This window comes from Streptomyces sp. NPDC001750, from assembly GCF_042892615.1.
GTDB lineage: Bacteria > Actinomycetota > Actinomycetes > Streptomycetales > Streptomycetaceae > Streptomyces.
Genome location: NZ_JBIAUE010000003.1, coordinates 35,189 through 58,744, shown reverse-complemented (window position 1 = coordinate 58,744; position 23,556 = coordinate 35,189). Strand labels below are relative to the sequence as shown.

Genomic DNA, 23,556 nt, shown 5'->3' with positions numbered 1-23,556 from the left:
GGCTCCCCGAGGGGCGCATCCCGTCGCGTCGTACCGGGGCCCCGTCGCTACCCGCCCCGCCCGCCGGCGGGGCGCATTTCGCCCGTGGTCACTCCAGGGCGCTGTCCGCCGACCGTTGCGGCCGCCGCAGCGGCGGTCTGGGAACCGTCGCCGCCGCGCCCTCCCGGACGGAGTGCACCGCCGCGTCGTGAAGACGCCTGCTGTCCTCCTCGGAGCAGCAGGGCACGGGGCTGCCCGACATGGTGAACCAGTCGATCGCACCCGTGTACTGCACGGTCACCTGAGCCATGTCGTCGGCCCAGGTCGTGTGAACGGTCAGGTCCCCGGTCAGGACGCCGACCTCGTCCGTGAGCACGCCTCCACGCCCCGAGAACACACCACGAGTGGTCCATGACGCCCAAGCCATGTACCCAGGCTGACACCAGGTACGCGGATCCGCGACCCGCGGGAGCGCGCCGCTCAGCACTGTCCCGTAATCCCCGGCGGGTGCGACGACAGCTACGGCCCCTTGCTGCGTTGTCGGAACATCCGCATACATCCGGTATGCGAACGTCCCTCCGCCTTACGATGCACCGCATCCGACGCCGCGCGCTGATCCACCAGGGATTACGGGACAGCCCTTAGGCGCCCCGGGGTGCCGGAGTCCGTTCCGGAATGCGGAACGGGCGAAACTTTCCCTCCGGGCCGGCTGCGGTTCCCGTACCCGCCAATCGCCCGAGAATTGACGCACTTCTTACGCCGAACCGTCGGATCCTCGCTCCAAAACAACGAATTCCGTAGGTAAACAGCTCTTGACCTGCGGAACTCGTCGGGATTGCATGTCGCGCTGGGAGCGACGAAACCACTCATCACGTCCTCGTCTGGAGGCGATACCGCTCCCGTTCTCAAACACCGCACCTGTTGATCGGAAACGCACGATGACCGAAACGCTCAGCGCTCCCCAGGCGCTCGCGCCGGCTACCGGCCCCATCCCGCAGAAGCTCAAGCGTTCCATCGGCGTCGTCGGCGGGACACTGCTGACGCTGTCCTGCGTGACGCCCGCCTCGACCCTCTTCGTGGTCGTACCGGACCTGTTCTCCAGCCTCGGCACGTACACCGCCCTCACCATCGCCATCGGCTCGCTGCTCTGCATCGCGGTCGCCTTCTGCTACTCGGAGCTGGGCACCCTGATCCCGAGCGCGGGAGGCGAGTACGCGATGGTGTCGACCATGGCGGGGCGGCTGGCCGGCTGGCTCGTCTTCGTGCTGTCCCTGCTGGTCGTGATGATCGTGCCTCCCGTCATCGCCATGGGAACGGCCGACTACCTCGCCCCCGTCGTGCACATCCCGGCCCCCGTCGCGGGCGCCGGTGTCATGCTGCTCGCCACCCTCGCCGGTCTGCTGGACCTGCGGGCCAACGCCTGGATCACCGGGATCTTCCTCGTCCTCGAGGTGATCGCCGCGGCCGTCGTCGCCGTACTCGGATTCGCGCACTCCGAGCGCGGGGCGTCCGCCCTCGTGCACGGCCAGGTCGCCTCGTCGGACGGCACGACCTCCACGGTCACCGCGATGATGGTGGTCTCGGGGCTCGCGATCGCACTCTTCATCACGCAGGGCTTCTCCACCGCCGTCTACCTCTCCGAGGAACTGGAGAACCCCCGCCGCAACGTGGCCCGCACCGTGCTCGCCACCCTCGCCATCTCCTCGGCGGTCATCCTCGTCCCCGTCATCGCCATCACGCTCGGCGCCCCGGACCTCGCGGCGCTCACCTCGGGCGACCTCAACACGATGGTCGCCGCCTGGTCCAACTCGGCCGTCGGCACGTTCGTCAGCCTCTGCGTGGCCCTCGCCATCATCAACGCGGGCATCGTGATGGTCATCCAGAACTCACGGGTCCTGTTCGCGTCCGCCCGGGACAAGGCATGGCCCCAGCCGGTCAACAACGCGCTGTCCCGGCTCGGCCGGTTCGGCTCCCCGTGGGTGGCGACCCTGCTCGTCGGCGTCCCCGGCGCGGCACTCTGCTTCGTCAACCTGGACACGCTGTACGGCGTCACCGGCGTCTCCGTCACGGGCATGTACCTGCTGGTCGCCGTGGCCGCCCTGCTCTGCCGCCGCGGCGCGCACCGCGATGTCCAGGCCTGGCGCATGCCGCTGTGGCCGGCGATCCCTGTGCTGCTCATCGTCGTGCTCGCGTACATCCTGACCCGGCAGGAGACCGAGTACCTGCTGTGGACCGGCGGGATCGTCGCGGTCGCCACCCTCTACTGGGCCTTGTACCTGCGGCCCCGCGCGCAGACCCGCTGGCTGGTCAGCATCCCGGAGGACGCCCACGTCTGACCGGCCCGCCGCCCGACGGCCGGACATCCCCGAGCGGCCCGGCCGGAGGGCGCGGACGGCCCGCACCTGCGCGCGACGGGAAGCGGCCGCCGGCCCGGACGGATGTCCCGGCGGCGGCCGCGTCGTGTCCGGAAGCGGTGGACGTCCCCGGGTGCCGCGCACCATGATGGGCGGCCGGACACGGGCCGCGGACCGGGCTTCCCGGTGCCCGGCTCGTGCCTGGACCCGCCGCCCATGAGCCGTCCATGAAAGGTCGCACAGTGCCGGTCGTCCTCGTGCTGCTGCTGGCCGGCACCTGGCTGCTCTCCGGCGCCCTGGTCGCCGGGACCGACCCGCTGGTCGTCGCCGTGGGACGCACCGCGGTGTGCTGCGCGGCGCTCACCGCCGTCGCTGCGTCCCGTCCGGCAGGCAGGGACGCCCTGCGCCGGGCCGCAGCGGCTCCGGGCACCATATGGCTGCTGGGCCTGCTCGGATTCGCCGGATACGCGGCCGGCACCCTGCTCGCCATCCCGCGCATCGGCACCTCGCTCACCAACCTCGTCGTCGCGTTGATGCCCTGCGCCTCGGTGGCGGTGGGCACGGTGTTCTTCGGCGAACGGCCCGGGGCGCGCGGCGCGGTCGGGGCGCTCCTGGCGTGTGCGGCAGCGGCCGGGTACGCGGCACTCGGCGCGGACGCGGGGGACCTGGACGGGCCGGGCCTGCTGCTGGTGGGCGCCGCGACCACGGCCTTCGCGGTGTACGGCTTCCTGTACCGGCGACGGCTGCCGGGACTGCCGCCGCTCGCCGTGCTTCCGGTACTGCTCGCCGCCGCCACGTGTCTGCTGCTGCCGATGTCCCTGCCCGCGCTGATCGGCCGCCCACCGACGATCACGGCGACCGTCGGCATCGTGCTGCTGGGCGCGGCCGTCTACGCCCCCGCCTACGTCGTGCAGCACCGGCTCATCCTGCGGCGCGGGCCCGTCTTCACGGCCGCGGTCCAATTGGCCGTGCCGTTCACCGTGCGCCTGGGCGACTGGGCCCTGCGCACCGCGCCCGCGCCGTCGGCCGCCGAACTGCTGCTCCTCGCCGTGTGCTGCGCGGGCATCGCCCTCGTCACCGTCCGGCCGGCCGGACGGGCAGCCGCGGCCGAACGACCACCCGGCCGCCTTTCCGGCACCTGACGTACGGGTCCGCCTCCGTCGGGCGCGTACCCCGGCTCCGGGGCCGGAGCGGCGCCCGGCGCACCGGCCCGCGCGTGACGAGGTGCGGGCCGGTGCGTGTGTGCGGCCGCGCTCGGGCTCAGAAGCTCACGTCCGAGCAGGCGTAGAAGGCGTTGCCGGTGTCGGCGATCGTCCAGACACCGAGGATGAGGTGCTTGCCCGACTTCTGCGGCAGAACCCCGGAGTGGCTCACCGTGGAGCCCGGCAGACGGCCGCCGAAGGGCACCGTCAGGAAGGGCTGCGGGTCCAGGTCGGCCCGGGTGAGGGGCTTGGTGGGGTCGTAGCCGTCCTTGGTGATGTAGTAACGGAAGTCGGTCGTGGCGTGTCGGGCCGTGATCCGCCAGCGGAAGGTGTACTCCTGCCCGCCGGTGACCTCGGTCGCCGGCCAGTTGCCGCCGCGCGGGTCGTCGAGCTCGGAGAAGCGGCCGATGCCGCCGGCGCAGATCGTGCCGTCGACCGGACCCCGGGCGGGGAAGCCCTTCGGTCCCTCGACGCTCGGCGGCTCCCACTGGATCTGGCCGCAGTTGCGCACGGTGCCGTTGCCGCAGAGCTGCTGACGGCTGATGGGGGCGTCGGTGTATCCGTGGCTCTGGGCGGTGCCGGTGGTGGTGACGAGAGAGGCTCCGGCGACACCGAGCCCGAGCAGTAACGAGGTGATCCTTCTGCGCATGCTTCGCTCCTGAGGAGGTGGGGGGCGCTGCGAGACGGGCAGGGGAGACAGATCTCCTCCACCGAGGCCGCGACCGGGACATGACCACGAGGGTTACCCAGTGCCGCTCCCGGCAACGTTTGCCCCGTCGCACCGTCCGGCACGCACTCCCCCAAGGCCTCAAGGGCCAGGGGGACCCCCTTCGGCGTTGGCCGAAAGCCCACGTAGCCCTTCCCCGAGCTCTCGACTTCGTTCGAGCAGGGGAGACCCCGTCCGAGGGCTTTCGGCCGCCTTGCGATCAATGGGGTCTCCCCTGCTCGAACAAGGCTGAGAGCTTGGGGAAGCACCGGACGACGCTCCTTCCGGGCAAACCTTTCCGGCCACAGCATTAGGTCTAGACCAAGTTCGAGACTAGCCGGAGAGATTGGTCATGTCCATACCAGACGCCCCGTCGTGGTGGAGCGGCGGGCCGCACCCGAATGCGGCGCCAGGGCGCGGTGGGTGAGGCTCCGACGGATCCCCGGAGATCCGGCCTCGTCCGCACCCGGAGGAGGCCCCCGCCGTCCTTCCCGCCCTGATACCCCTGGCCGACGACCCCGACCCGGTCGTCGCCGCCACCGCCCTGGTCGCCGTCGGCCTGCTGGCCACGCCCGGGACGGGGAGCGTGGTGCCCCTGCTGGAGGCTGTGCTCGACGACCCCAGGGAGCTGGTGCGCTGGGGCGCCGCCACGGCTCTGGTCCGGCTGAACGGGCCGGCGGCGGGACACCGGGCGGCCGAGGAGCTGCGGTCCCGGCTTGCGGGGCTCGCGGAACGGGGCGAGGAGATCCCGTTCTTCGACGGCGACGTACGGGGATACGCGGCGCTGTCGCTGTGTCTGCTCGACGACGCGTACACGGAGGACACGTTCACCGCGCTGCTGGCCGCGTTGCCGGAGGTGTCCGGTACCGAGGCGCTGCCCGTCGCCCAGGCCGCACTGCGACTGGCGTTTCCCGAACGCGCCCTGTCCGAGGAGACCCCGTTCGCCGCCCTCGACGACCGTCGGCGACGTCTGGTCCGCGTGCTCGCGGAGTCGCCCGGGACCTGGCTGCTGGGCGGCAGACGCTTCGGCAACTTCAGTATGCTCGTGCGGAGTTACGGTCTGCCGGGCGACGTGGAAGCGATGACCGCGTACATGGCCGGCACCCCGTAGTCCCGCGGGGCACGGTGACGTACACGTGAAGCACGCGACGCGCGCGGTGCTCGACGACCGGCGGGGCGGTGCGGCGCCCCGCACGGACCGTCTCGTCCGGCCCTCTCCCGAGCGGTCCCGCCACCCGTCGCACGGGCCCGGCGGGGCCTGGCAGACTCCGCGTCGTGAGACCTGATCTGACTCAACTTCGGGACATGATCGACGGGGCGCCGGAATCCGTCCGCGGGCGGGCCGTCGCCACACCGGAGGCGCTGATCCGGCGGGCCGAGGCGCGCGTCGGCCCGCTACCGCCGTCGTACCGGTGGTGGCTGGCGCGGTTCGGCCACGGCCGCGCCGGGCGCGCGGAGATCGCGACCGTGCCACCGGACGACTGCGCCGACGACATGTACGAGTCCATCACCGCCGACTGGCGGCTGGACGACACCCGGCTGTGCTTCGCCGTCGAGCCCGACTGCGGCGACAGCTACTGCTTCGCCCTCGACCGGAACAGCGAGGCGGGGGACGGGGAGCGTCCGGTGGTGTGCCGCGACGGAACGGACGGCGAGGAGTACCCCGTCGCGGAGTCCTTCGCCGGTTTCCTCACCGTCCAGGAAGCGCTCGCACGAGGACTGCGGGACGGCCCCAACCCCGCGGTCGCCCGCCTGTGGCGGTCGACGCCGGGTGTCCTGCTCGACAACGGCGTCCAGATCTACGGACCGCACAGCTTCACGGAACGCAACGAGACCTTCGAGGTCGCCCGGTACGCGCCCCACTGGGTACTGATCGGCGACGACAGCGGGGGCCAAGGGCTGTTCACGCGCCGTCACGGCCGGGACCGCACCCGTGTGTTCCGCCTGGATCTCGGGGCGATCGACGAGCACATCGAGACGAACGGCGACCTGATGACGGACGACCTGCTCGGCTGGCTTCGGGCGGGCGGCCCGTCGGCCTGACGGGACGGCCGATGCGACCACGCGCGGCGACCGGCCCCCGCGACCGGCGCTCGCGCGGTCGGCACATCACCGCCCGGTGACCACGGGGGAGCCCGACCGGTCGGCTCGACACCGTGAAGGTAGCCTCTCCCGATGCGCATTGGGATCGTCGGAACCGAGAACAGCCACGTCGACCACATCGTCGACCACCTCAACGTCCGCCGCGCGGGCGGCGACGCCCGGGTCGTGGCCCTCAGCGGCGGACGCAGCCCACGCAACGAGGCACTCGCGGCCACCGGCGGGACGACGAGGATCGTCGACGCCCCCTCCGACCTGCTCGGCCTGGTGGACGCCGTCGTCGTCGCGGACCGCGACGGCGCGCACCATCGCGACCACGCGATCCCCTTCCTCGCCGAGGGACTGCCGGTCTTCGTCGACAAGCCGCTGGCCCGCACCGTCGAGGACGCCCAGGCCATGATCGACACCGCGCTCACCCACGACGCGCCGCTCACCTCGTCCTCGGCCCTCCGCTGGATACCCGACGCCGAGGCATTGGCGGCCCGGTCCGCGCGCGGCGGCCGACCGCACCTGGTCGTCGTGTCCGGCCCCGCCGACCCCGAAGGCGAACACGGAGGGATCTTCTTCTACGGAATCCATCCGGTGGATCTCGCGCTCAGGCTCGCCCCCGGTGAGATCTCCGACGTGCGCACGGACACCACTGACACCACCGTCACCGCCACGTTCACGGCGGGTGGTACCCGTGTCGTCGTGAACCTCGTCAAGCCCACCGGCACCCACCAGATCCCCTTCCACGGAATGACGTTCACTCAGGACACCATGGCCGAGCAGACCCTCGTCCTCGACGCGCACTACTGCGTGCCGGGCCTCGAGGCGTTTCTCGGAATGGTCCGCACGGGCAGGCCCCCGATCGCCTACGCGGACCTGCTGCGCCCCGTCCAGGTCCTGGAATCCGTGGCCACCGCCCTGGGCACGCGGCGGGACGCGCCCCGGTGAGGTGACGCATGTCGGGGCGTCACCTCCCACCACGCCCCGGCCACCCCGCCGCGGCTGTCGCACGGTCGGGCGAACGAGCTGCCGCCCGCCTCGACGTGCGTCAGCGAAGCCGTGATGCGTACGGGCTCTCGCACGCCACCCCCTCGGCGCCGCCGCGCTCGCCCGCTGCGCGTCGTCGGTCATGTCCACGAACGCTCGCGGCAGACGCGCGGCGAGTTCGTCGAGCAGCCTCCGCCTGCCGCTCTCGTAGTCCCGTCAGGGTCCGCGCGCGGGCGTGCTGCCGACGACGACGTCCCCCGTCTCGTCCGCGCTCACCGTGCCGGCGTGGAGGTCGGCGAGGGCGATCAGCCCTTCGAGGCCGTGGGTGTCGACCGCTCCGTCGGCATGGAGGTTGCCGAGGACGACACTCCGTTGATCGTCGACGCCCGAAGGCCCGGCGAAAGGGCGAGAGGGTTCACCGACTCCGGCCGACGGCAGGGGCATCGGAACGGGTCGACACCACAGAACGTCCGTACGCCGCCGCGGGTGTCCCCCGGCGACGCGAACCGGGAACGACCGACGCTCAGCATCCGACGTTAATGAGCCATCCCGGAACGCGTTGGTGCCCGGCGCGTCGCCCCGCCTGTGCCAGCGGTCGAGGTGTTGCCCGGAAGGTGCCGACACCGCCTGTCGCGTGGTGGATTCCGGTGACGAACCGCGCGTCCGCCCCGGTTTGCACGGACGAGAGCCCGGTAGGCGCACGGATTTTGCGTTCCGGCGCGGCCTGTTCCGGGATATCTGTCGCTGATCTGTCATGGACAGCGATGCGCATGAGGTATTGGAAAATATGAAAGCCAATAAGTAATCGATATGATTAGCAGTTCATTTGAGGTGGGGTGGATTGTTCCCATTCCGCCCGGCTGGTCCGTCTGGTTCATTGAAAAGCAGACAGTTGACGGGGTGTCCGGTGTCCGGGCATCCCGCCGATACGCGGCTGGAATCCGACGGTTGGCGGCGTCGGGAGGGGAAAAGAAAAGGAGCGGGTTCGCTCGGTGACCCCGCCCGGCGGTGCGGGGGGCGTGAAGCGGTCCGTACAGGTCCCCGTACGTCAATGACTCATGCGCGAATATCGGCGTCCTTTCGCCGGTCTCGCGTGCCCGCAGGAAAGTCGTCAGTCCTCTGTTCGCGGTCTGCGCATTTTCTGTGCCGTAATTCATGAAGGTGCTGCGGATGGAAAATTGCGAACCCGTGCCGGGTGGTGGTCCGGAACCGGGCGCCGGCCCGGCGGAGGGGAAAGGTTCCCCCGCGTCCCGGGCGCGTGGCCTGCTCAGGGTGTCGGCGTACCCGGTCCTGCTGCTCGCCGCGATATCGGTGGCGACCGCGGCACTGCGGTTCGACTGGGAACCGGGCAGCGTGAGCCCGCTCTTCCTGCTCGGCACCATCGCCTACCTCGCCATCCTCGAAAGGTTGATTCCCCATCAGCGTTCCTGGCATCCGAGCCCCAGTGAATGGCGCTGGTACGGCGTCTATTTCCTGCTCACGACGGCGGCCAGCGGAATGGCCCAGTACATGGTCACCGCGACCGTCTCCGTGCTGACACCCGAAGAACCCGTGCTCGAACTCTGGGAAGAAATCCCGGCGGCACTTCTTACGGGCTCACTGGCGAGTTATCTCGTGCACCGGATCGGTCACACCAACCCGATATTGTGGCGATTCCACGGCGTGCACCACGTACCGGACAAGGTCAACGTCGCCAACAACGGCGTCAACCACGTCATGGACATCGTGCTCGCCCAGGGGTTCGTCCAGCTGGCTCTGGCACTGATCGGGTTCTCGCGCGAATCCGTGCTCGTCGTGGGAATTTTCGCGGCCGCCCAGGGATATTTCGTCCACGCCAACATCGACGTGCGCATCGGTCGGCTCAACCATGTGCTCGCCAGCCCCGAACAGCACCGTCTGCACCACAGCACCGACCTGTCCGAGGCGGGCCACTACGGCTCGGACCTGTCGATCTGGGACCACCTCTTCGACAGTTACACCTGGCGGCCCGGCCGGGAACCGGTCGCGATCGGACTCGTCGACCCCGCGTCGTTCCCGCCGACAGGTGAGATCACCTCCACCCTTCTCCACCCCTGGCGTCGCGCGAAGAGAGCCGGGCCCGGTCCCGCCTGACCGTTCCCGATCGTCCGGACGACCCGGACAGCCCTCCCGATTCCTGCCGTGACCCGGCGCCACGACTTGAGGAGTACGAACCTTGCCCGACGTGAACAGTGCCTCTGTGAGCGACAAAGTAGCGATCATCGGCATGGGCTGCCGACTGCCCGGCGGTGCGTCCGACCACCGCACGTACTGGCAGAACCTCATGGAGGGCAAGGACTGCATCACACCGACGCCGGCCGACCGCTACGACGTCACGACGCTGGGCAGCCGGCACAAGGACAAGCCGGGGCGCCTCGTCGGCGGCCGGGGCGGATACATCGACGGGCTCGACGAGTTCGACCCCGGGTTCTTCGGCATCAGCCCGCGCGAGGCCGACCACATGGATCCGCAGCAGCGCAAGCTGCTGGAGGTGGCCTGGGAGGCACTGGAGGACGGCGGTCAGCGGCCCGCGGAGCTCGCCGGGAGCAACACCGCCGTGTTCGTCGGCGCGTTCACGCTCGACTACAAGATCCTCCAGTTCTCCGACCTGGGCTTCGGTTCACTGGCCGCCCACACCGCCACCGGCACCATGATGACGATGGTCTCGAACCGTCTCTCGTACTGCTTCGACTTCCGTGGACCCAGCCTGTCGATCGACACCGCCTGCAGTTCCTCCCTGGTCGCGGTGCACCTCGCCTGCCGGAGCCTGCACCACCGCGAGACCGACCTCGCGCTGGCCGGCGGCGTACTGCTGCACATGGCGCCGCAGTACACCATCGCCGAGACGAAGGGCGGCTTCCTGTCGCCCGACGGCCGCTCGCGCACGTTCGACGCCGCCGCCGACGGCTACGTACGCGCGGAGGGCGTGGGCATGGTCGCCCTCAAGCGCCTCGACGACGCCCTGCGGGACGGCGACCCGATCCACGCGGTGATCCTCGGCACGGGCGTCAACCAGGACGGCCGCACCAACGGCATCACCGTGCCCAGCGCGGACGCCCAGGTCCGGCTCATCCGCAGCGTCTGCGCCGGAGCCGGGATCACGCCCGGCGCGCTGCAGTACGTGGAGGCGCACGGCACCTCGACCCCGGTCGGCGACCCGATCGAGGCGAACGCGCTGAGCCGGGCGCTCGCCGAGGGCCGCAGTCCGGGCAACCCGTGCTACGTGGGGTCGGTCAAGACCAACATCGGGCACACCGAATCGGCGGCGGGCGTCGCCGGACTCATCAAGACCGTGCTCTGCCTCAAGCACCGCCGGATCCCGCCCCACATCAATCTGGACCGGATCAATCCGGCCGTCGACGCCGCGTCCGCCCCGTACCGGATCCCGACCGAGCCGACCGCCTGGCCCGCGCACGAGGGGCCCGCCCGGGCCGGTGTGAACTCCTTCGGATTCGGCGGCACCAACGCGCACGTCGTTCTGGAAGAGGCACCCGAACGGGAGACCTCGCGCACCGCGCACGAGGAGCGGTCCTGGAACGTCCTCCCGCTCAGCGCCAGGACCCCGGAATCCCTGCCGGACGTGGCGGAGGGCATCCGCCGCGAACTGGCCGGCGCACATGGGCCGACGGCACCGCTGCCCGACCTCGCCTACACGCTCGCCCGCCGTCGCCAGCACCTCGAATCCCGGCTGGGCGTCGTGTACTCCTCACCGACCGAACTGGACGAGGGGCTCGCGGCCTTCCTCCGCGGCGAACCCCACCCCCGGGTCGTCCAGGGCCGAAGGCTCGACCCGGAACAGCGCGGCCTGGTCTGGGTCTTCACCGGAATGGGACCCCAGTGGTGGGGCATGGGACGCCAACTGCTGGAGGGCGACGCGGTGTTCCGGGACGCCGTCACCCGCTGCGACCGGGCGATCCGCGAGCTCGCGGGCTGGTCCCTGATCCACGAGATGACGGCCGACGAGGCCGATTCGCGCATGGCCGAGACCTGGCTGGCACAACCGGCCAACTTCGCCCTCCAGGTCGGACTCGCGGCGATGTGGCGCCGTCACGGAGTGCGGCCCGACGCCCTGGTCGGTCACAGCACCGGCGAGATCGCCGCCTTCTACGAGGCGGGCGTCTACACACTGGACGACGCCGTGAGGATCGTGGTGCACCGCAGCCGGCTCCAGCAGATGCTGACCGGCACCGGCACCATGCTCGCGGTGAGCCTGCCCGAGCAGGAGGCACAGACCCGGGCGGCCGCGTACGGGGACCGGGTGTCCGTGGCCGCGGTGAACAGCCCCTCGGCCGTCACTCTGGCCGGCGAGCGCGACGCCCTCGCCGAACTGGCCGAGGAGCTGCGGGCGGAGCAGGTCTTCGCCAAGTTCCTGACCGTGGAGGTGCCTTACCACAGCGCGGGCATGGAGGCCATCAAGGACGAGCTGCTCGCCTCGCTGGACGGACTCGACCCGCGGCCGGCGACCGTACCGCTGTATCTGACCGGCCAGGAGGGCACGGCACACGGCCCCGAACTGGACGCGGGGTACTGGTGGAAGAACGTCCGCGACCGCGTGCGGTTCCGGTCGGCGGTGGACCGGCTGGCCGACGACGGATACGGCCTGTTCCTGGAGATCGGCCCGCACCCGGTGCTCGGCCACTCCATCCGCGAATGCCTCGACGGCCGGGGAACCACCGCACGCACCCTGCCCTCCATCCGCCGCCAGGAGAACGAGCCGGAACGCTTCGCTGCCTCGCTGGCGCACCTGCACACCCTCGGTGTCCCCATCGCCTGGGACACCCTGCACCCGGCGGGCACTCCCGTGACCCTGCCCCGCTACCCCTGGAAGCGCGACCGGTACTGGACGGAGCCCGGACCCGTCGCACAGGTCCGCCTCGGCCGCACCGACCACCCACTGCTCGGCCGCCGCACCACACACACCGAACCGACCTGGCACACCGCACTCGACACCGAGCGGCTGCCCTACCTCGACGACCACCGCATCCAGTCCACCGTGGTCTTCCCGGCGGCCGGGTATCTGGAGATGGCCATCCAGGCGGTCCGTGCCCTGACCGGCGGCACCCACGCCGTGCTCACGGACATCGAACTCCGCAAGGCACTCTTCCTGCCCGAGGGCGAGGACCGCGCCGTGCGCCTGACGCTCTCGTCGCGGAACGCCTCGTTCACGATCGCCTCGGCGGGAGAGGACGAGAACGACCGCGCGGTGCACGCGAGCGGAGTCGTGCGCTCCGGCCAGCCACGTCCGTCCGGCCCCCCGGCCGACATCGAAGCCGTCCGCGCCCGCATGCGGCGCCGGCTGGACGGCGAGGGCTGCTACGCGGAACTGGCGGCCCTCGGGTACCACTACGGTCCCGCGTTCCGTGCCGTCGAGGAGGTCCGGATCGGCCACGGCGAGGTGCTCGCCCGGCTCCGCCCGCCCGCGGTGATCGGTGACGACGCGGCCGGCCACCACATCCACCCCGTACTGCTCGACGGCTGCTTCCAGTCGCTGCTGACGACGCGGCTCCTCGACGACGGCACCGACCGCCAGGGCTCCGGCATCCGCCTGCCGCTGTCGATCGACGAGGTGTGCCTCGCCCCGGTCGGGGACCGGCCGGTCTGGGTGCACGCCACGGTGACCCGTGAGGACGCGGACGAACTCGTCGGGAACATCGCCGTCTACACGGACGACGGCGAACCGCTCGGGAGCATCCGGGGATTCCGCGCCGCCGACGTGGAGAAGGCGTCGACGGCGGTCGGCCTCGGAACGATCGACTCCTGGCTCGCCGAGACCGTGTGGACCGAACTGCCACCCCTCGGCGAGAGCGAGAACACGGACGAGAACCGGAAGCCGAACGCGGACGAGGCGCGTACCGGAGCCGACCGAGCCACCGGGGGCGGCTGGCTGGTATTCGCCGACGGCCGCGGCGTCGGCGACGCCCTGAGCGCCCTGCTCGCCGCGCGCGGCGAGCGGTGCCACCTCGTACGACCGGGGGAGACGTACCGGAGATCGGACGACGGCCGGGAGTTCACGATCGCCCCCGGCTCCGTCGTGGACCTGGAACGGCTCCTCACCGACCTGGCCGGGGCCGGACCCGGCGAGAGCGGCCTTGGGACGGAAACGCGCGGAAAGGACGGAAGACACGCGGCGGACGGACGCGACGGCGCGGCGCCGCTTCCCACCACCGTCGTGCACCTGTGGAACCTCGACCTGCCGCGCCTCGCGGAGGCGACCCGACGCGACCTCGCACGCCACCGCGACACCGGCGCGTACTCGCTGATCACGCTCGCCCGGACACTGCTGCGCCGCGGAGCGAGCGGACAGCTGCACATCGCGACCCGCGGCGCACAGCACGTCGAGCCCGGCGAGACGGTCGAACCGCTGGGAGCACCCGCGTGGGGCGTCGGCCGGGTACTGCGGCACCAGGAACTGCTCAGCCACCCCGGCAAGCTGATCGACCTGGACCCCCGACGCGGGGCGGGAGAGGGCGCCCCGGACGAGGCCGCCGCGCTCCTGCGGGAGATCCTCACCGAGGACGAGGAGGAGATCGCGCTGCGCGGTACGCGCCGCCTCACCAGCAGGGCCCGGCGCGCCGAGGGACTGACCCGCCCCCTGCCGCTGCGCCTGCGCGCCGACGCCGACTACGTGGTCACCGGCGCCTTCGGAGCGCTCGGCCGACTGCTCTGCCGGACCCTGGTACGGCGCGGAGCGCGCGGCCTCGTCCTCATCGGACGCACCACGCTGCCGGACCGCACCGCCTGGCGCGATCTCGCCCCCGACACCGCCGAGGGCCGCGCCGCCGCCTTCGTCAAGGAACTGGAGGCGCTCGGCGCCCGCGTCGTCCTGGCACCGCTCGACATCACCGACGAGGAGGCGTTCACGGCCTGGCTCGACGCCCACCGGCGCACCGACCCGCTGCCGGTCCGCGGGGTGTTCCACCTGGCCGGGCAGGTCCGCGACACCCTCGTCGCGGACATGGACCATCGCACGTTCACCGACGCCCACGACCCCAAAGCCGTCGGTGCGTACCTCCTGCACCGGCACCTGCGCGACGAACCACTGGAACACTTCGTCCTGTTCGCCTCGATCGCCTCCCTGCTGACCACCGCTGGCCAGACCAACTACGCCGCGGGAAACGCCTTCCTGGACGCACTGGCCCACCACCGCAGGTCACTCGGCCTGCCCGCCCTGAGCGTGGACTGGGGACCGTGGGCCACCGGCATGATCGAGGAGCTGGGCCTCGTCGGCCACTACCTCCACAGCCGGGGGATGAGTTCCCTCGCACCGGACGTCGGCATGGCCGTGCTGGAACGCGTCATCGGCCAGGACCGGGCGCAGTTGCTCGTCGCGACCGTCGTCGACTGGCCGGTGTTCCTGGCCTGGTACGCCTCACCGCCCGCGCTGGTGGGCGAACTGGCCGCGACCGCGCGCGCGGCCACGGCCGACGCGGGGGAGGGCGACGGCCTCCTGGACACCTTCCGCGACGCGGACGCGGCCGAGCGCCTGGCCCTGGTGACCCGGCGGTTCACCGCCGTCGCCGCCTCCGTGCTCCGGGTGGGCCCCGAGCAGATCGATCCACAGGCAGGTCTCAACGCGCTCGGCCTCGACTCGCTCCTGGCGATGGAGCTCCGCGCCCGGCTCGGCGCCGAACTCGGGGTGGCCCCGCCCGTGGTGGCGCTGCTCAGCGGCACGACGGTCGGAGAACTGGTCGCACAGCTCCACGACAGCCTCACCGAGGCGGTGGCTCTGGAGGCCGGAGGCGGCGACAAGGCGGCGGTGGAGGTGTTCGAGGACGAGTTCCGCCACCCGCTGACGCAGAACCAGAAGGCGCTCTGGTTCCTCCGTCAGCTCAACCCCGAGGGCTACGCGTACAACATCGGCGGCGCGGTCGAGGTCAGGGTCGTCCTCGACCCCGACCTGATGTTCGAGGCCGTCCGCCACCTCGTCGCACGCCACCCCGCGCTGCGGACCAATTTCCTCACGGTGGACGGGCTGCCGATGCAGCAGGTCTCGCCCGACCCGAGCCCGGACCTCGCGCTGTTCGACGTCCAGGACCAGGCGTGGGAGGACATCCACCGCACGATCGTGGCCGAGTACCGCAAACCGTACGACCTCGCGCACGACCCGCTGTTCCGCTTCCGCCTCTTCAAGCGCGGCCCCGACCGCTGGGTGATCATGAAGGCGGTCCATCACATCATCTCCGACGCGATCTCGACGTTCACCTTCATCGAGGAACTCCTCGCGGTGTACGAAGGCCTGCGCCAGGGCCGCGCACCCTCACTGCCCCCCGTCACCGCACGCTACCTGGACTTCCTCAACGCGCAGAACCGGTTCCTGGCCGGACCCGCGGCGCAGCGCATGCTCGACTACTGGCGGTCGCACCTGCCGGACGAGGTACCCGTCCTGGAACTGCCCACCGACCGGCCCCGCCCCGCCGTCCAGACCCACAACGGCGCCTCGGAGTTCTTCGTCCTGGACACGGCACTCACCGCCCGTGTGCACGCCCTGGCCCGCCGGCACGACGTGACCCCCTTCATGGTGCTGCTCGGCGCCTACTACGTGCTGCTCCAGCGCTACTCCGGACAGGACCACGTCATCGTGGGCAGTCCGGTCACCGGCCGGACCGAGCAGGAGTTCGCCTCCGTCTACGGCTACTTCGTCAACCCCCTGCCGCTGCACGGTGACCTCTCCGGCGAGCCGTCGGTCGCCGAACTCCTGCAACAGGTCCGCACGACCGTACTGGGCGGCCTGGACAACCAGGAGTACCCGTTCGTCCTGCTGGTCGACCAACTGGGCCTGCAGCACGACCCCAGCCGGTCGGCCGTGTTCCAGGCCATGTTCATCCTGCTCACGCACAAGGTAGCCACCGAGAAATACGGCTACCGGCTCGAGTACATCGAACTACCCGAGGAAGAAGGGCAGTTCGAGGTCACCCTGTCCGTCTACGAGGACGAGGCGGACCACCGATTCCACTGCGTCCTCAAGTACAACACCGACCTGTTCGAGGCGGAGACCATGCGGCGGATGGCGTCGCACTACACGAGGATCCTCGACAGCATGACCCGGGCGGCGGCCGAGCACCCCGTCACCCGGCTGGAGATGCTCGGCGCCAGGGAACGCGAACGCCTGGTCGGCGAGTGGAGCGGCGCCGGACGCCTCACCGCGTCCCCGGAACCGGAGAAGCCCGGCCCCGGCGGGGTCCGGCCGGTGCACGAACTGGTCGTCGAGGCCGCCGCCCGGTGCCCCGACACGGTCGCCGTCACCGTACCGGCGCCCCGCGGCCCGGCCCTCCGGCTGACGTACGCGGAGCTGGACCACCGCTCCGACCACCTGGCGTCACGGCTGCGGGCACAGGGAGCCGGGGGCGGTTCGACCGTGGCCCTGTGCCTGGACAAGTCGCCCGACCTCGTCGTGGCGCTCCTGGCGGTGCTCAAGGCCGGCGGTGCCTACCTCCCGGTCCCGCCCGACCACCCCGCTGACCGCGTCGCCCGCACCCTGCGGACGGCCGGTGCCACCCTCGCCCTGGTCGAGGACGACGCCGCCCGCGACCGGTTCACCGGACTGCCGGCCCGGACGCTGACCCTGCGCGAACTGTACGAGGCACCGCCCGCGCCGCAGGACCGGCAGGCGCCCGAGTCCGGCTCCGGACAGCCGCCGGCTCCCGACACGCCCGCACCCGCCGCGGCACCGCCGGTGGACCTCGACGCGCCCGCCTACATCATCCACACCTCCGGCTCGACCGGACTCCCCAAGGCCGTCCAGGTCAGCCACCGCAACCTGGCCTCCGCGTACCGCGCGTGGCTGGACGAGTACCGGCTCGACCGGGACGTGCGCGTGCACCTCCAGACGGCGGCCCCCTCCTTCGACGTCTTCACCGGCGACCTGGTGCGCGCGCTGTGCTCGGGCGGCACCCTCGTACTCGTCGACCGGGACCTCCTCTTCGACACCGAACGCCTCCACCGCACCATGCGCGAGGAACACGTCGACTGCGCCGAGTTCGTCCCCGCCGTCGTGCGCGGACTCATGGACCACTGCGAACGAGAGGGCCACAGGCTGGACTTCATGCGCCTGCTCGTCGTCGGCTCCGACGCCTGGAAGGTGGGGGAGTACCGGCGGCTGCGCGATCTCTGCGGCCCGCACACCCGCGTGCTCAACTCCTACGGGCTCACCGAGGCCACCATCGACAGCGCCTGCTTCGAGGGACCCGCCGACGACCTCGAACCCGGCCGGACCGTGCCCATCGGACGCCCCCTGGGCAACAGCACGCTCCACGTCCTCGACCGGCACGGCGAACCGGTCCCGCCCGGCGTCCCGGGCGAACTGTGGATCGGCGGCGAAGGCGTCGCCCTGGGCTACGCCGGCGATCCGCGGCAGACGGCGGAACGCTTCGTGACCCGGACGTTCGGCCGGGGACCCGAGGCCCGACCCGTGCGCCTCTACCGCACCGGGGACGCCGCGCACTGGGACACGCACGGCGTCGTCCACCTGCTCGGACGCGTCGACGGCCAGATCAAACTCCGCGGCCACCGCATCGAGATCGGCGAGATCGAGACCCACCTCGCCGGGTGGCCGCAACTGGCCCGCACGGTCGTCACCGTCCGCCCCGACGCCCGGGGCGAGGACGCGCTCTGCGCGTACTGCGTGCCGGTGCCGGGAGCGGAACTCGACCGGCGCGCGCTGCGCCGTCACCTCGCCGACCTGCTGCCGGCCCACATGATCCCCGCGCACTTCGTCACCCTGGCGCAGCTGCCGCTGACCCCCAACGGAAAGATCGACCTCGCCGGCCTGCCCGAGCCCCGGCCCGAGACCGCCGAGGAGCCCGAGGAGACGCCCGGCACACCGTTCGAGGTCAGCATGGCCCGGCACTGGAAGGAACTGCTCGGGCTTGAACGGGTCGGCGCCACGTACGAGTTCTTCGAGGCGGGCGGCAGCTCCATCAAACTGATCGAACTGATCCACCGCCTGCGGCAGGAGTTCGGCGTGGGCATCCCCGTCAGCCTGCTGTACCGGGTCACCACCCTGCAGGGCATGGCCGCGACCGTGGAACGCCTCGCCACCGGCGGCCTCGCGGACGACCTGCCCTGCCTGGACTTCAACACCGACCGGGAACAGACCCTGTTCTGCTTCCCCCCGGCCGGCGGCCACGGTCTCGTCTACCGGACCTTCGCCGCCGGGCTCACCGAGCACCGCCTCGTCGCCTTCAACTACGTCCCCGGCGAGGACAAGACGGCCCGCTACGCCGACCTCGTCGAGTCCATGCAGCCCGAGGGCGGCATCCGGCTGCTCGGCTACTCCCTCGGCGGCAACCTCGCGTTCGAGGTGGCCAAGGAACTCGAAGGCCGCGGACGCGACATCGCCCACGTGATCGTCCTGGACTCCCACCGCATCACCGAGCCCTACGTCCCCGGCCCCGAACACTTCGAGATCTTCGAGGCGGAACTGGCCGAACACCTGCTCAAGCACACGGGATCGGAGATCGTCGCCCGAGAGACCCTCGAACACGCCGCGGAATACCTGGCCTTCTGCGGCCGTCACCCCAACCTCGGCACGGTGTCCGCGACCGTCAGCGTCGTCACGGACGAGGAGAAGACCGCCCTCTACTCCGCCGACGCGCGCGGCACCTGGCACGGCAGCTCCGCCACCGCGACCGCCGTGCTCCGCGGTTCCGGGATCCACGCCGACATGCTCGACCCCAAGCACGCGGCCCACAACGCCGACCTCGTGCGCGGCATCCTCCAGGAGGGCGGCGGCCATGACCGATGACACGGACGAGACGTGGGGCCGCGACGGACGCACGGCGGACGGCGCGCCCCGGGTCATCGTCATCGGCGCGGGAATCGCCGGACTGTCCACCGGGTGCTATGCGCAGATGAACGGCATGCGGTCGCGCATCTTCGAGAAGCACGTACTGCCCGGGGGCTGCTGCACCGCCTGGTCGCGCGACGGCTACATCTTCGACTACTGCATCGAATGGCTGATCGGCACGGCCGCCGGCAACGAGGCCCACCAGATCTGGCGCGAGCTCGGAGCGCTCGACGGCAAGACCGTTACCAACTTCGAGATGTTCAACCGGGTCGTCGACGAGACCGGCCGGTCGGTGGTCTTCTACAACGATCCGGACCGGCTGGAGGAGCACCTGCTCGAACTGTCGCCCGCCGACGCCCGCCTCATCCGCTCGTTCTGCCGCGACCTGCGGCGGTTCACCGGCATCGAGCTGTACCCGTTCCTGACCGCGCCCGCCCTGCGCACCCTGCGCGAGAGAGCCGCGACGCTGCGCACCGTGCTGCCCGCGTTCCGGCTGTTCTGGCGCACCGCCTCCACCCCGATGCACGAATTCGCCGACCGATTCCAGGACCCGTTGCTGCGCCGGGCGTTCCGCAACATCTTCTTCCAGGACCCCGAGGGCTTCCCCCTCCTCCCGTACCTGTTCAACATGGCCAGCGCCCATCACCGCAACGCGGGCTTCCCACAAGGGGGTTCGCTGGGCCTGGCCCGGTCGATCGAGGAGCGTTACACGGCGCTGGGCGGCCGGATCGGCTACCGGGCACGGGCCGAGAGGATCCTGGTCGAGGACGGGCGCGCCGTCGGCGTCGAACTGCGCAACGGCAGGCGGTACTACGCCGACCACGTCGTCTCCGCCTGCGACGGCCACACCACCATCCACGGCCTCCTCCAGGGCCGGTACACCGGACCCCGCGTCGACAAGCTCTACAACGACCTGCTGCACCGCCGCGGCGCCCTCTTCCCCGCCGTCGTCTCCGCCTTCGTCGGGATCCGCGGCGACCTGGGAAACGACCGGGCACACAGCACCACCTACCTGCTCACCCCCGAGGACGCCGCACGCCTGCCCGGAGCGCTCCAGAGCAGTCTGGTGGTCCAGCTGCGCTCCGACTACTCGGACGGATTCGCCCCGCCCGGCCGCTCGGTGATCCACTGCACCTACTTCAGCGACTTCGCCCACTGGAAGGAACTGCGCGCCGCCGACCGCAAGGCGTACCGTGCGCAGAAGCACGAAGTGGCCGAATTCGTCAGGGGCTTCCTGGAACGCCGCATGCCCGGCACGGCCGAACGTATCGAACTCGTCGACATCGCCACCCCGGCGACGACCCGCCGCTACACCGGCAACCACGACGGCTCGATCCTCGCCTGGAAGGCGTTCTCCGAGGCCGACGACGTCGCGACCAAGCTCGTCGGCAAGGACCGCATGCGCCTGCCCGGACTGAGTGGCTTCTCCATGGCCGGGCAGTGGGTGGGCCTGGGCGGCCTCATCCGCGCCGCGTCGACCGGCCGCTTCGTCGTCCAGTACCTCTGCGACGAACTGGGACGCCCCTTCACGGCGCACGAGAGCCGGGGCGACGAACCCTGGCATCCCGGGAAGCTGGGCCGGCTGCCCCAGCTCGACCGATGGTCCACCCGCGGGGACACCCGCACATGAGTACCGAGGAGACCATGCGCGTGTCGCGTTCCCGACGAGAATCGATGATCATCATCGGAGCCGGGCTCGGCGGCCTGTCCACCGGCTGCTACGCCCGGATGAACGGCTACCGCACCCACATCCTGGAGATGCACGAACTGCCGGGCGGCTGCTGCACGGCCTGGGACCGCGGCGACTTCACCCTGGATCCCTGCGTCAGCTGGCTCCTCGGCAGCGGACCGGGCAACGAGATGCATCAGATCTGGCTGGAACTGGGCGCGTTGCAGGGCAAGGAGATACGGCATTTCGACGTCTTCAACGTGGTACGAGGCCGGTGCGGCCGGGCCGTGTACTTCTACTCGGATCCCGACCGCCTGCAGGCCCACCTCACGGACCTCTCGCCCGTCGACGCACCCCTGATCCGCGGCTTCTGCAAGCAGCTGCGCGCCTTTCGCAAGTGTCTCGCCGTCTACCCGTTCCTCAAGCCGGTCGGGCTGATGTCGACGCCGGAGCGCTGGCGCATGCTGGCCGGCTTCATTCCCCACTTCAACGCCGTGCGCAAATCCATGGGCATCCTCATGAGCGACTTCTCGGCAAGGTTCAAGGACCCCCTGCTGCGCGAGGCGTTCAACTTCATCCTGTACGAGAAGCACCCGGCCTTCCCGGTGCTGCCGTTCCACTTCCAGCTCGCCTCGCACGCCAATCTCTCCGCGGGCGTCCCCGAGGGCGGATCGCTCGGTCTCGCCGAGTCCATCGAGCGCCGCTACCGCGCGCTCGGTGGTGAAGTCACCTACAACACCAAGGTCGAGGAGGTCATGGTCGAGGACGACCGGGCGGTGGGGGTGCGGCTGAGCGACGGCGAGGAATTGCGCGCCGACATCGTCGTCTCGGCCTGCGACGGCCGCACCACGATGATGGACCTGCTCGGCGGGCGCTACCTCGACGACGCGTACCGCCGGCTCTACACCCGCACCATCCTCGAACCCGGCATGGTCTTTCCCGGGTACTTCATCCTCTTCCTCGGCCTGCGCCGGGACTTCCCCGACGCCGATCCCTGCACGACCCACCTGCTCGACGACGAGGTTGCCTCCGAGCTCACCGGGATCCGCCACCCGAGCATCAACGTCCAGTTCCGCAGCAGGCACTTCCCGGAACTCTCCCCGCAGGGGACGAGCATCGCCTACGTCACCTACTTCTGCGACATCGCACCCTGGCGGGCTCTGGACGAAGGACCGGAGCAGGTGACCCGCAGCCGCGGCGGCCTGAGGCTCCACACCCTGCCGGTCCGTCACGGACGCGGCTACTACGCCGCCAAGCGCCGGGCCCGCGAGGCGCTGATCACGTTCCTGGAGCGGCACCACCCCGGGATCAGGGACGCGATCGCCGTCCGTGACGTGTCGAGCCCGCTCACCCAGGTCCGCTACACCGGCAACTACGACGGCACGGTGCTCGGCTGGCAGCCGTTCGTGGAGAGCGGGGAGACGCTGGAGACGCTCATCAAGAAGCACGGCCCCGGCCTTCCGGGACTGCGCAACTTCTACCAGTCCGGTGTCTGGGCGACGACGGGCGGCCTGATCCGGGCGGCCGCGGCGGGCAGACACGTCATGCAGTTCATCTGCCGGGACGACGGGCGGAGGTTCACCGCCTCCGTCGACGAGAGCGGGCCGCCGCCGACTCATCGCGTCATCCCGGTGGGACCCCGGCCGGACGCCCCGTCCGGCACGACGGGCCGTTCATCCCTCGTCGAGAGGAAGGGAATGCGATGAGGACCAGGAAGTGGGTCGTGCAGGAGCACATCGAGGGCGTGCCGGACGTCGACCGGGTGTACGGGATGGTCGAGGAGGACCTCGACACCGACCTCGCCCCCGACGAGATGCTGCTGAGGACGCGGTACGTGTCGGTGGACCCCTACCTCCAGGGCATCGCGCTGGACACCCCGATCGGCGCTCACATGGGGGCCGACTCGATCATGGAGGTGCTGGACGCGGGTCCGCTGGCGGCCCACCGCCCCGGCGACCTGGTGCAGGGATTCGGCGGCTGGCGCACCCACCTCGTCAGCGACGGCAGGGCGACGCCCTGGCAGACCGGCACGTTCCCGATGGTCTTCCCCGCCTTCCGGCGCCTGGACCCGCACTGGTACGACGACGCGCTCCCGCTGACCACCGCGCTGAGCGTCATGGGCGGCCCCGGCATGACGGCCTGGGGCACCCTGACCAAGTTCATGTCGGTGCGTCCCGGCGACACCGTCGTGGTCAGCGGCGCCTCCGGCTCGGTGGGTTCGCTGGTCGGGCAGCTGGCCAAGCTCGCGGGCGCCCGCGTGGTGGGCACGACGTCGACGGCGGAGAAGGCGGACTACCTGGACGAGCTGGGGTTCGACGCGGTCATCGTCTACCGCCACGGGGACAGCTGGGAGGCGGTCCGGGAGGCCCTCGGCTGGGTGGCGCCCGACGGGATCGACAAGTACTTCGACAACCTCGGGGGCACGGTCACGGACGCCGTGTTCTCCATGCTCAACGTGGACAGCCAGGTGGCCGTGTGCTGGCAGTGGGCCACCCAGGTCGGCCGGGAGGCGACCGGCCCGAGGCTGCTGCCGTACATCATGTTCCCGCGCACCTGCGTGCGCGGGATCTTCTCGCTGGAGTGGTTCACGGAGCAGAACTGGCGCGCGCTCCATCACGAGCTCGGCGGCAGGGTCCGGCGGGGCGAGGTCCGCTTCGGCCACACCGTCCACCGCGGCTTCGAGAGCATTCCGGACGCCTACCGGAGCCTCTACGAGGACACGGGGGGCCACCGCGGCAAGGTGCTGGTGGAACTCTGACCCCCGGTCG

Annotated in this window: 13 protein-coding genes; 10 read left to right on the top strand and 3 right to left on the bottom strand. The window is 71.0% G+C overall.

Features of this window, described 5'->3' with window-relative positions:
- Positions 1–88: 88 nt before the first annotated feature.
- Entirely contained in the window at positions 89–406 is a 318-nt protein-coding gene (locus tag ACFYY6_RS06440) for a hypothetical protein (protein WP_351632196.1), read from the bottom strand.
- Between the two features lie 511 nt (positions 407–917).
- Between ACFYY6_RS06440 and ACFYY6_RS06435 the strand changes: the two genes are divergently transcribed.
- Positions 918–2,315, top strand: coding sequence for an APC family permease (locus ACFYY6_RS06435; protein ID WP_351632199.1), 1,398 nt, complete (start codon positions 918–920; stop codon positions 2,313–2,315).
- Positions 2,316–2,560: 245 nt separating this feature from the next.
- Complete coding sequence (locus ACFYY6_RS06430; RefSeq protein ID WP_389191901.1) at positions 2,561–3,475, top strand: DMT family transporter; 915 nt, start codon at positions 2,561–2,563, stop codon at positions 3,473–3,475.
- A 118-nt stretch (positions 3,476–3,593) separates the two neighbouring features.
- On the opposite strand, the gene ACFYY6_RS06425 is transcribed toward ACFYY6_RS06430, so the two are convergent.
- Entirely contained in the window at positions 3,594–4,184 is a 591-nt protein-coding gene (locus ACFYY6_RS06425; protein ID WP_389191898.1) for a lytic polysaccharide monooxygenase, read from the bottom strand.
- Between the two features lie 505 nt (positions 4,185–4,689).
- Here ACFYY6_RS06425 and ACFYY6_RS06420 point away from each other — a divergent pair.
- The 3 genes from ACFYY6_RS06420 (at position 4,690) to ACFYY6_RS06410 (ending at position 7,277) form a co-directional block, all read left to right on the top strand.
- Positions 4,690–5,352, top strand: coding sequence for a HEAT repeat domain-containing protein (locus ACFYY6_RS06420; RefSeq protein ID WP_389192215.1), 663 nt, complete (start codon positions 4,690–4,692; stop codon positions 5,350–5,352).
- 164 nt (positions 5,353–5,516) lie between these two features.
- Positions 5,517–6,284, top strand: a complete 768-nt coding sequence (locus tag ACFYY6_RS06415; protein WP_351522057.1) for an SMI1/KNR4 family protein — start codon at positions 5,517–5,519, stop codon at positions 6,282–6,284.
- A gap of 132 nt (positions 6,285–6,416) precedes the next feature.
- A complete protein-coding gene (locus ACFYY6_RS06410; protein WP_351522059.1) occupies positions 6,417–7,277 on the top strand; it encodes a Gfo/Idh/MocA family oxidoreductase in 861 nt (286 codons plus the stop codon).
- A gap of 255 nt (positions 7,278–7,532) precedes the next feature.
- On the opposite strand, the gene ACFYY6_RS06405 is transcribed toward ACFYY6_RS06410, so the two are convergent.
- On the bottom strand, positions 7,533–7,760 hold the full coding sequence (locus tag ACFYY6_RS06405) for a hypothetical protein (protein ID WP_389191895.1): 228 nt from the start codon (positions 7,758–7,760) through the stop codon (positions 7,533–7,535).
- Between the two features lie 726 nt (positions 7,761–8,486).
- Here ACFYY6_RS06405 and ACFYY6_RS06400 point away from each other — a divergent pair.
- From ACFYY6_RS06400 to ACFYY6_RS06380, 5 genes are all read left to right on the top strand, one after another.
- Entirely contained in the window at positions 8,487–9,428 is a 942-nt protein-coding gene (locus tag ACFYY6_RS06400; protein ID WP_389191892.1) for a sterol desaturase family protein, read from the top strand.
- A gap of 82 nt (positions 9,429–9,510) precedes the next feature.
- Positions 9,511–19,077, top strand: coding sequence for an amino acid adenylation domain-containing protein (locus ACFYY6_RS06395; RefSeq protein WP_389191889.1), 9,567 nt, complete (start codon positions 9,511–9,513; stop codon positions 19,075–19,077).
- Positions 19,067–20,749: a phytoene desaturase family protein gene (locus ACFYY6_RS06390; RefSeq protein ID WP_389191886.1), complete on the top strand. Its 1,683-nt coding sequence runs from the start codon at positions 19,067–19,069 to the stop codon at positions 20,747–20,749. Before ACFYY6_RS06395 ends, ACFYY6_RS06390 begins: the two co-directional genes overlap by 11 nt.
- The gene (locus ACFYY6_RS06385) at positions 20,746–22,494 is read left to right on the top strand and encodes a phytoene desaturase family protein (protein WP_389191883.1); all 1,749 of its coding nucleotides are present in this window, start codon (positions 20,746–20,748) and stop codon (positions 22,492–22,494) included. The genes ACFYY6_RS06390 and ACFYY6_RS06385 overlap by 4 nt, the downstream gene beginning before the upstream one ends.
- Positions 22,491–23,546, top strand: a complete 1,056-nt coding sequence (locus ACFYY6_RS06380) for an NADP-dependent oxidoreductase (RefSeq protein ID WP_351522068.1) — start codon at positions 22,491–22,493, stop codon at positions 23,544–23,546. The genes ACFYY6_RS06385 and ACFYY6_RS06380 overlap by 4 nt, the downstream gene beginning before the upstream one ends.
- Positions 23,547–23,556: the final 10 nt, after the last annotated feature.

Coding starts and splice junctions, on each gene's coding strand:
- ACFYY6_RS06440 (WP_351632196.1), bottom strand. CDS start 406: ATGGCTTGGGCGTCATGGACCACTCGTGGTGTGTTCTCGGGGCGTGGA.
- ACFYY6_RS06435 (WP_351632199.1), top strand. CDS start 918: ATGACCGAAACGCTCAGCGCTCCCCAGGCGCTCGCGCCGGCTACCGGC.
- ACFYY6_RS06430 (WP_389191901.1), top strand. CDS start 2,561: ATGAAAGGTCGCACAGTGCCGGTCGTCCTCGTGCTGCTGCTGGCCGGC.
- ACFYY6_RS06425 (WP_389191898.1), bottom strand. CDS start 4,184: ATGCGCAGAAGGATCACCTCGTTACTGCTCGGGCTCGGTGTCGCCGGA.
- ACFYY6_RS06410 (WP_351522059.1), top strand. CDS start 6,417: ATGCGCATTGGGATCGTCGGAACCGAGAACAGCCACGTCGACCACATC.
- ACFYY6_RS06405 (WP_389191895.1), bottom strand. CDS start 7,760: ATGCCCCTGCCGTCGGCCGGAGTCGGTGAACCCTCTCGCCCTTTCGCC.
- ACFYY6_RS06400 (WP_389191892.1), top strand. CDS start 8,487: ATGGAAAATTGCGAACCCGTGCCGGGTGGTGGTCCGGAACCGGGCGCC.
- ACFYY6_RS06390 (WP_389191886.1), top strand. CDS start 19,067: ATGACCGATGACACGGACGAGACGTGGGGCCGCGACGGACGCACGGCG.
- ACFYY6_RS06385 (WP_389191883.1), top strand. CDS start 20,746: ATGAGTACCGAGGAGACCATGCGCGTGTCGCGTTCCCGACGAGAATCG.
- ACFYY6_RS06380 (WP_351522068.1), top strand. CDS start 22,491: ATGAGGACCAGGAAGTGGGTCGTGCAGGAGCACATCGAGGGCGTGCCG.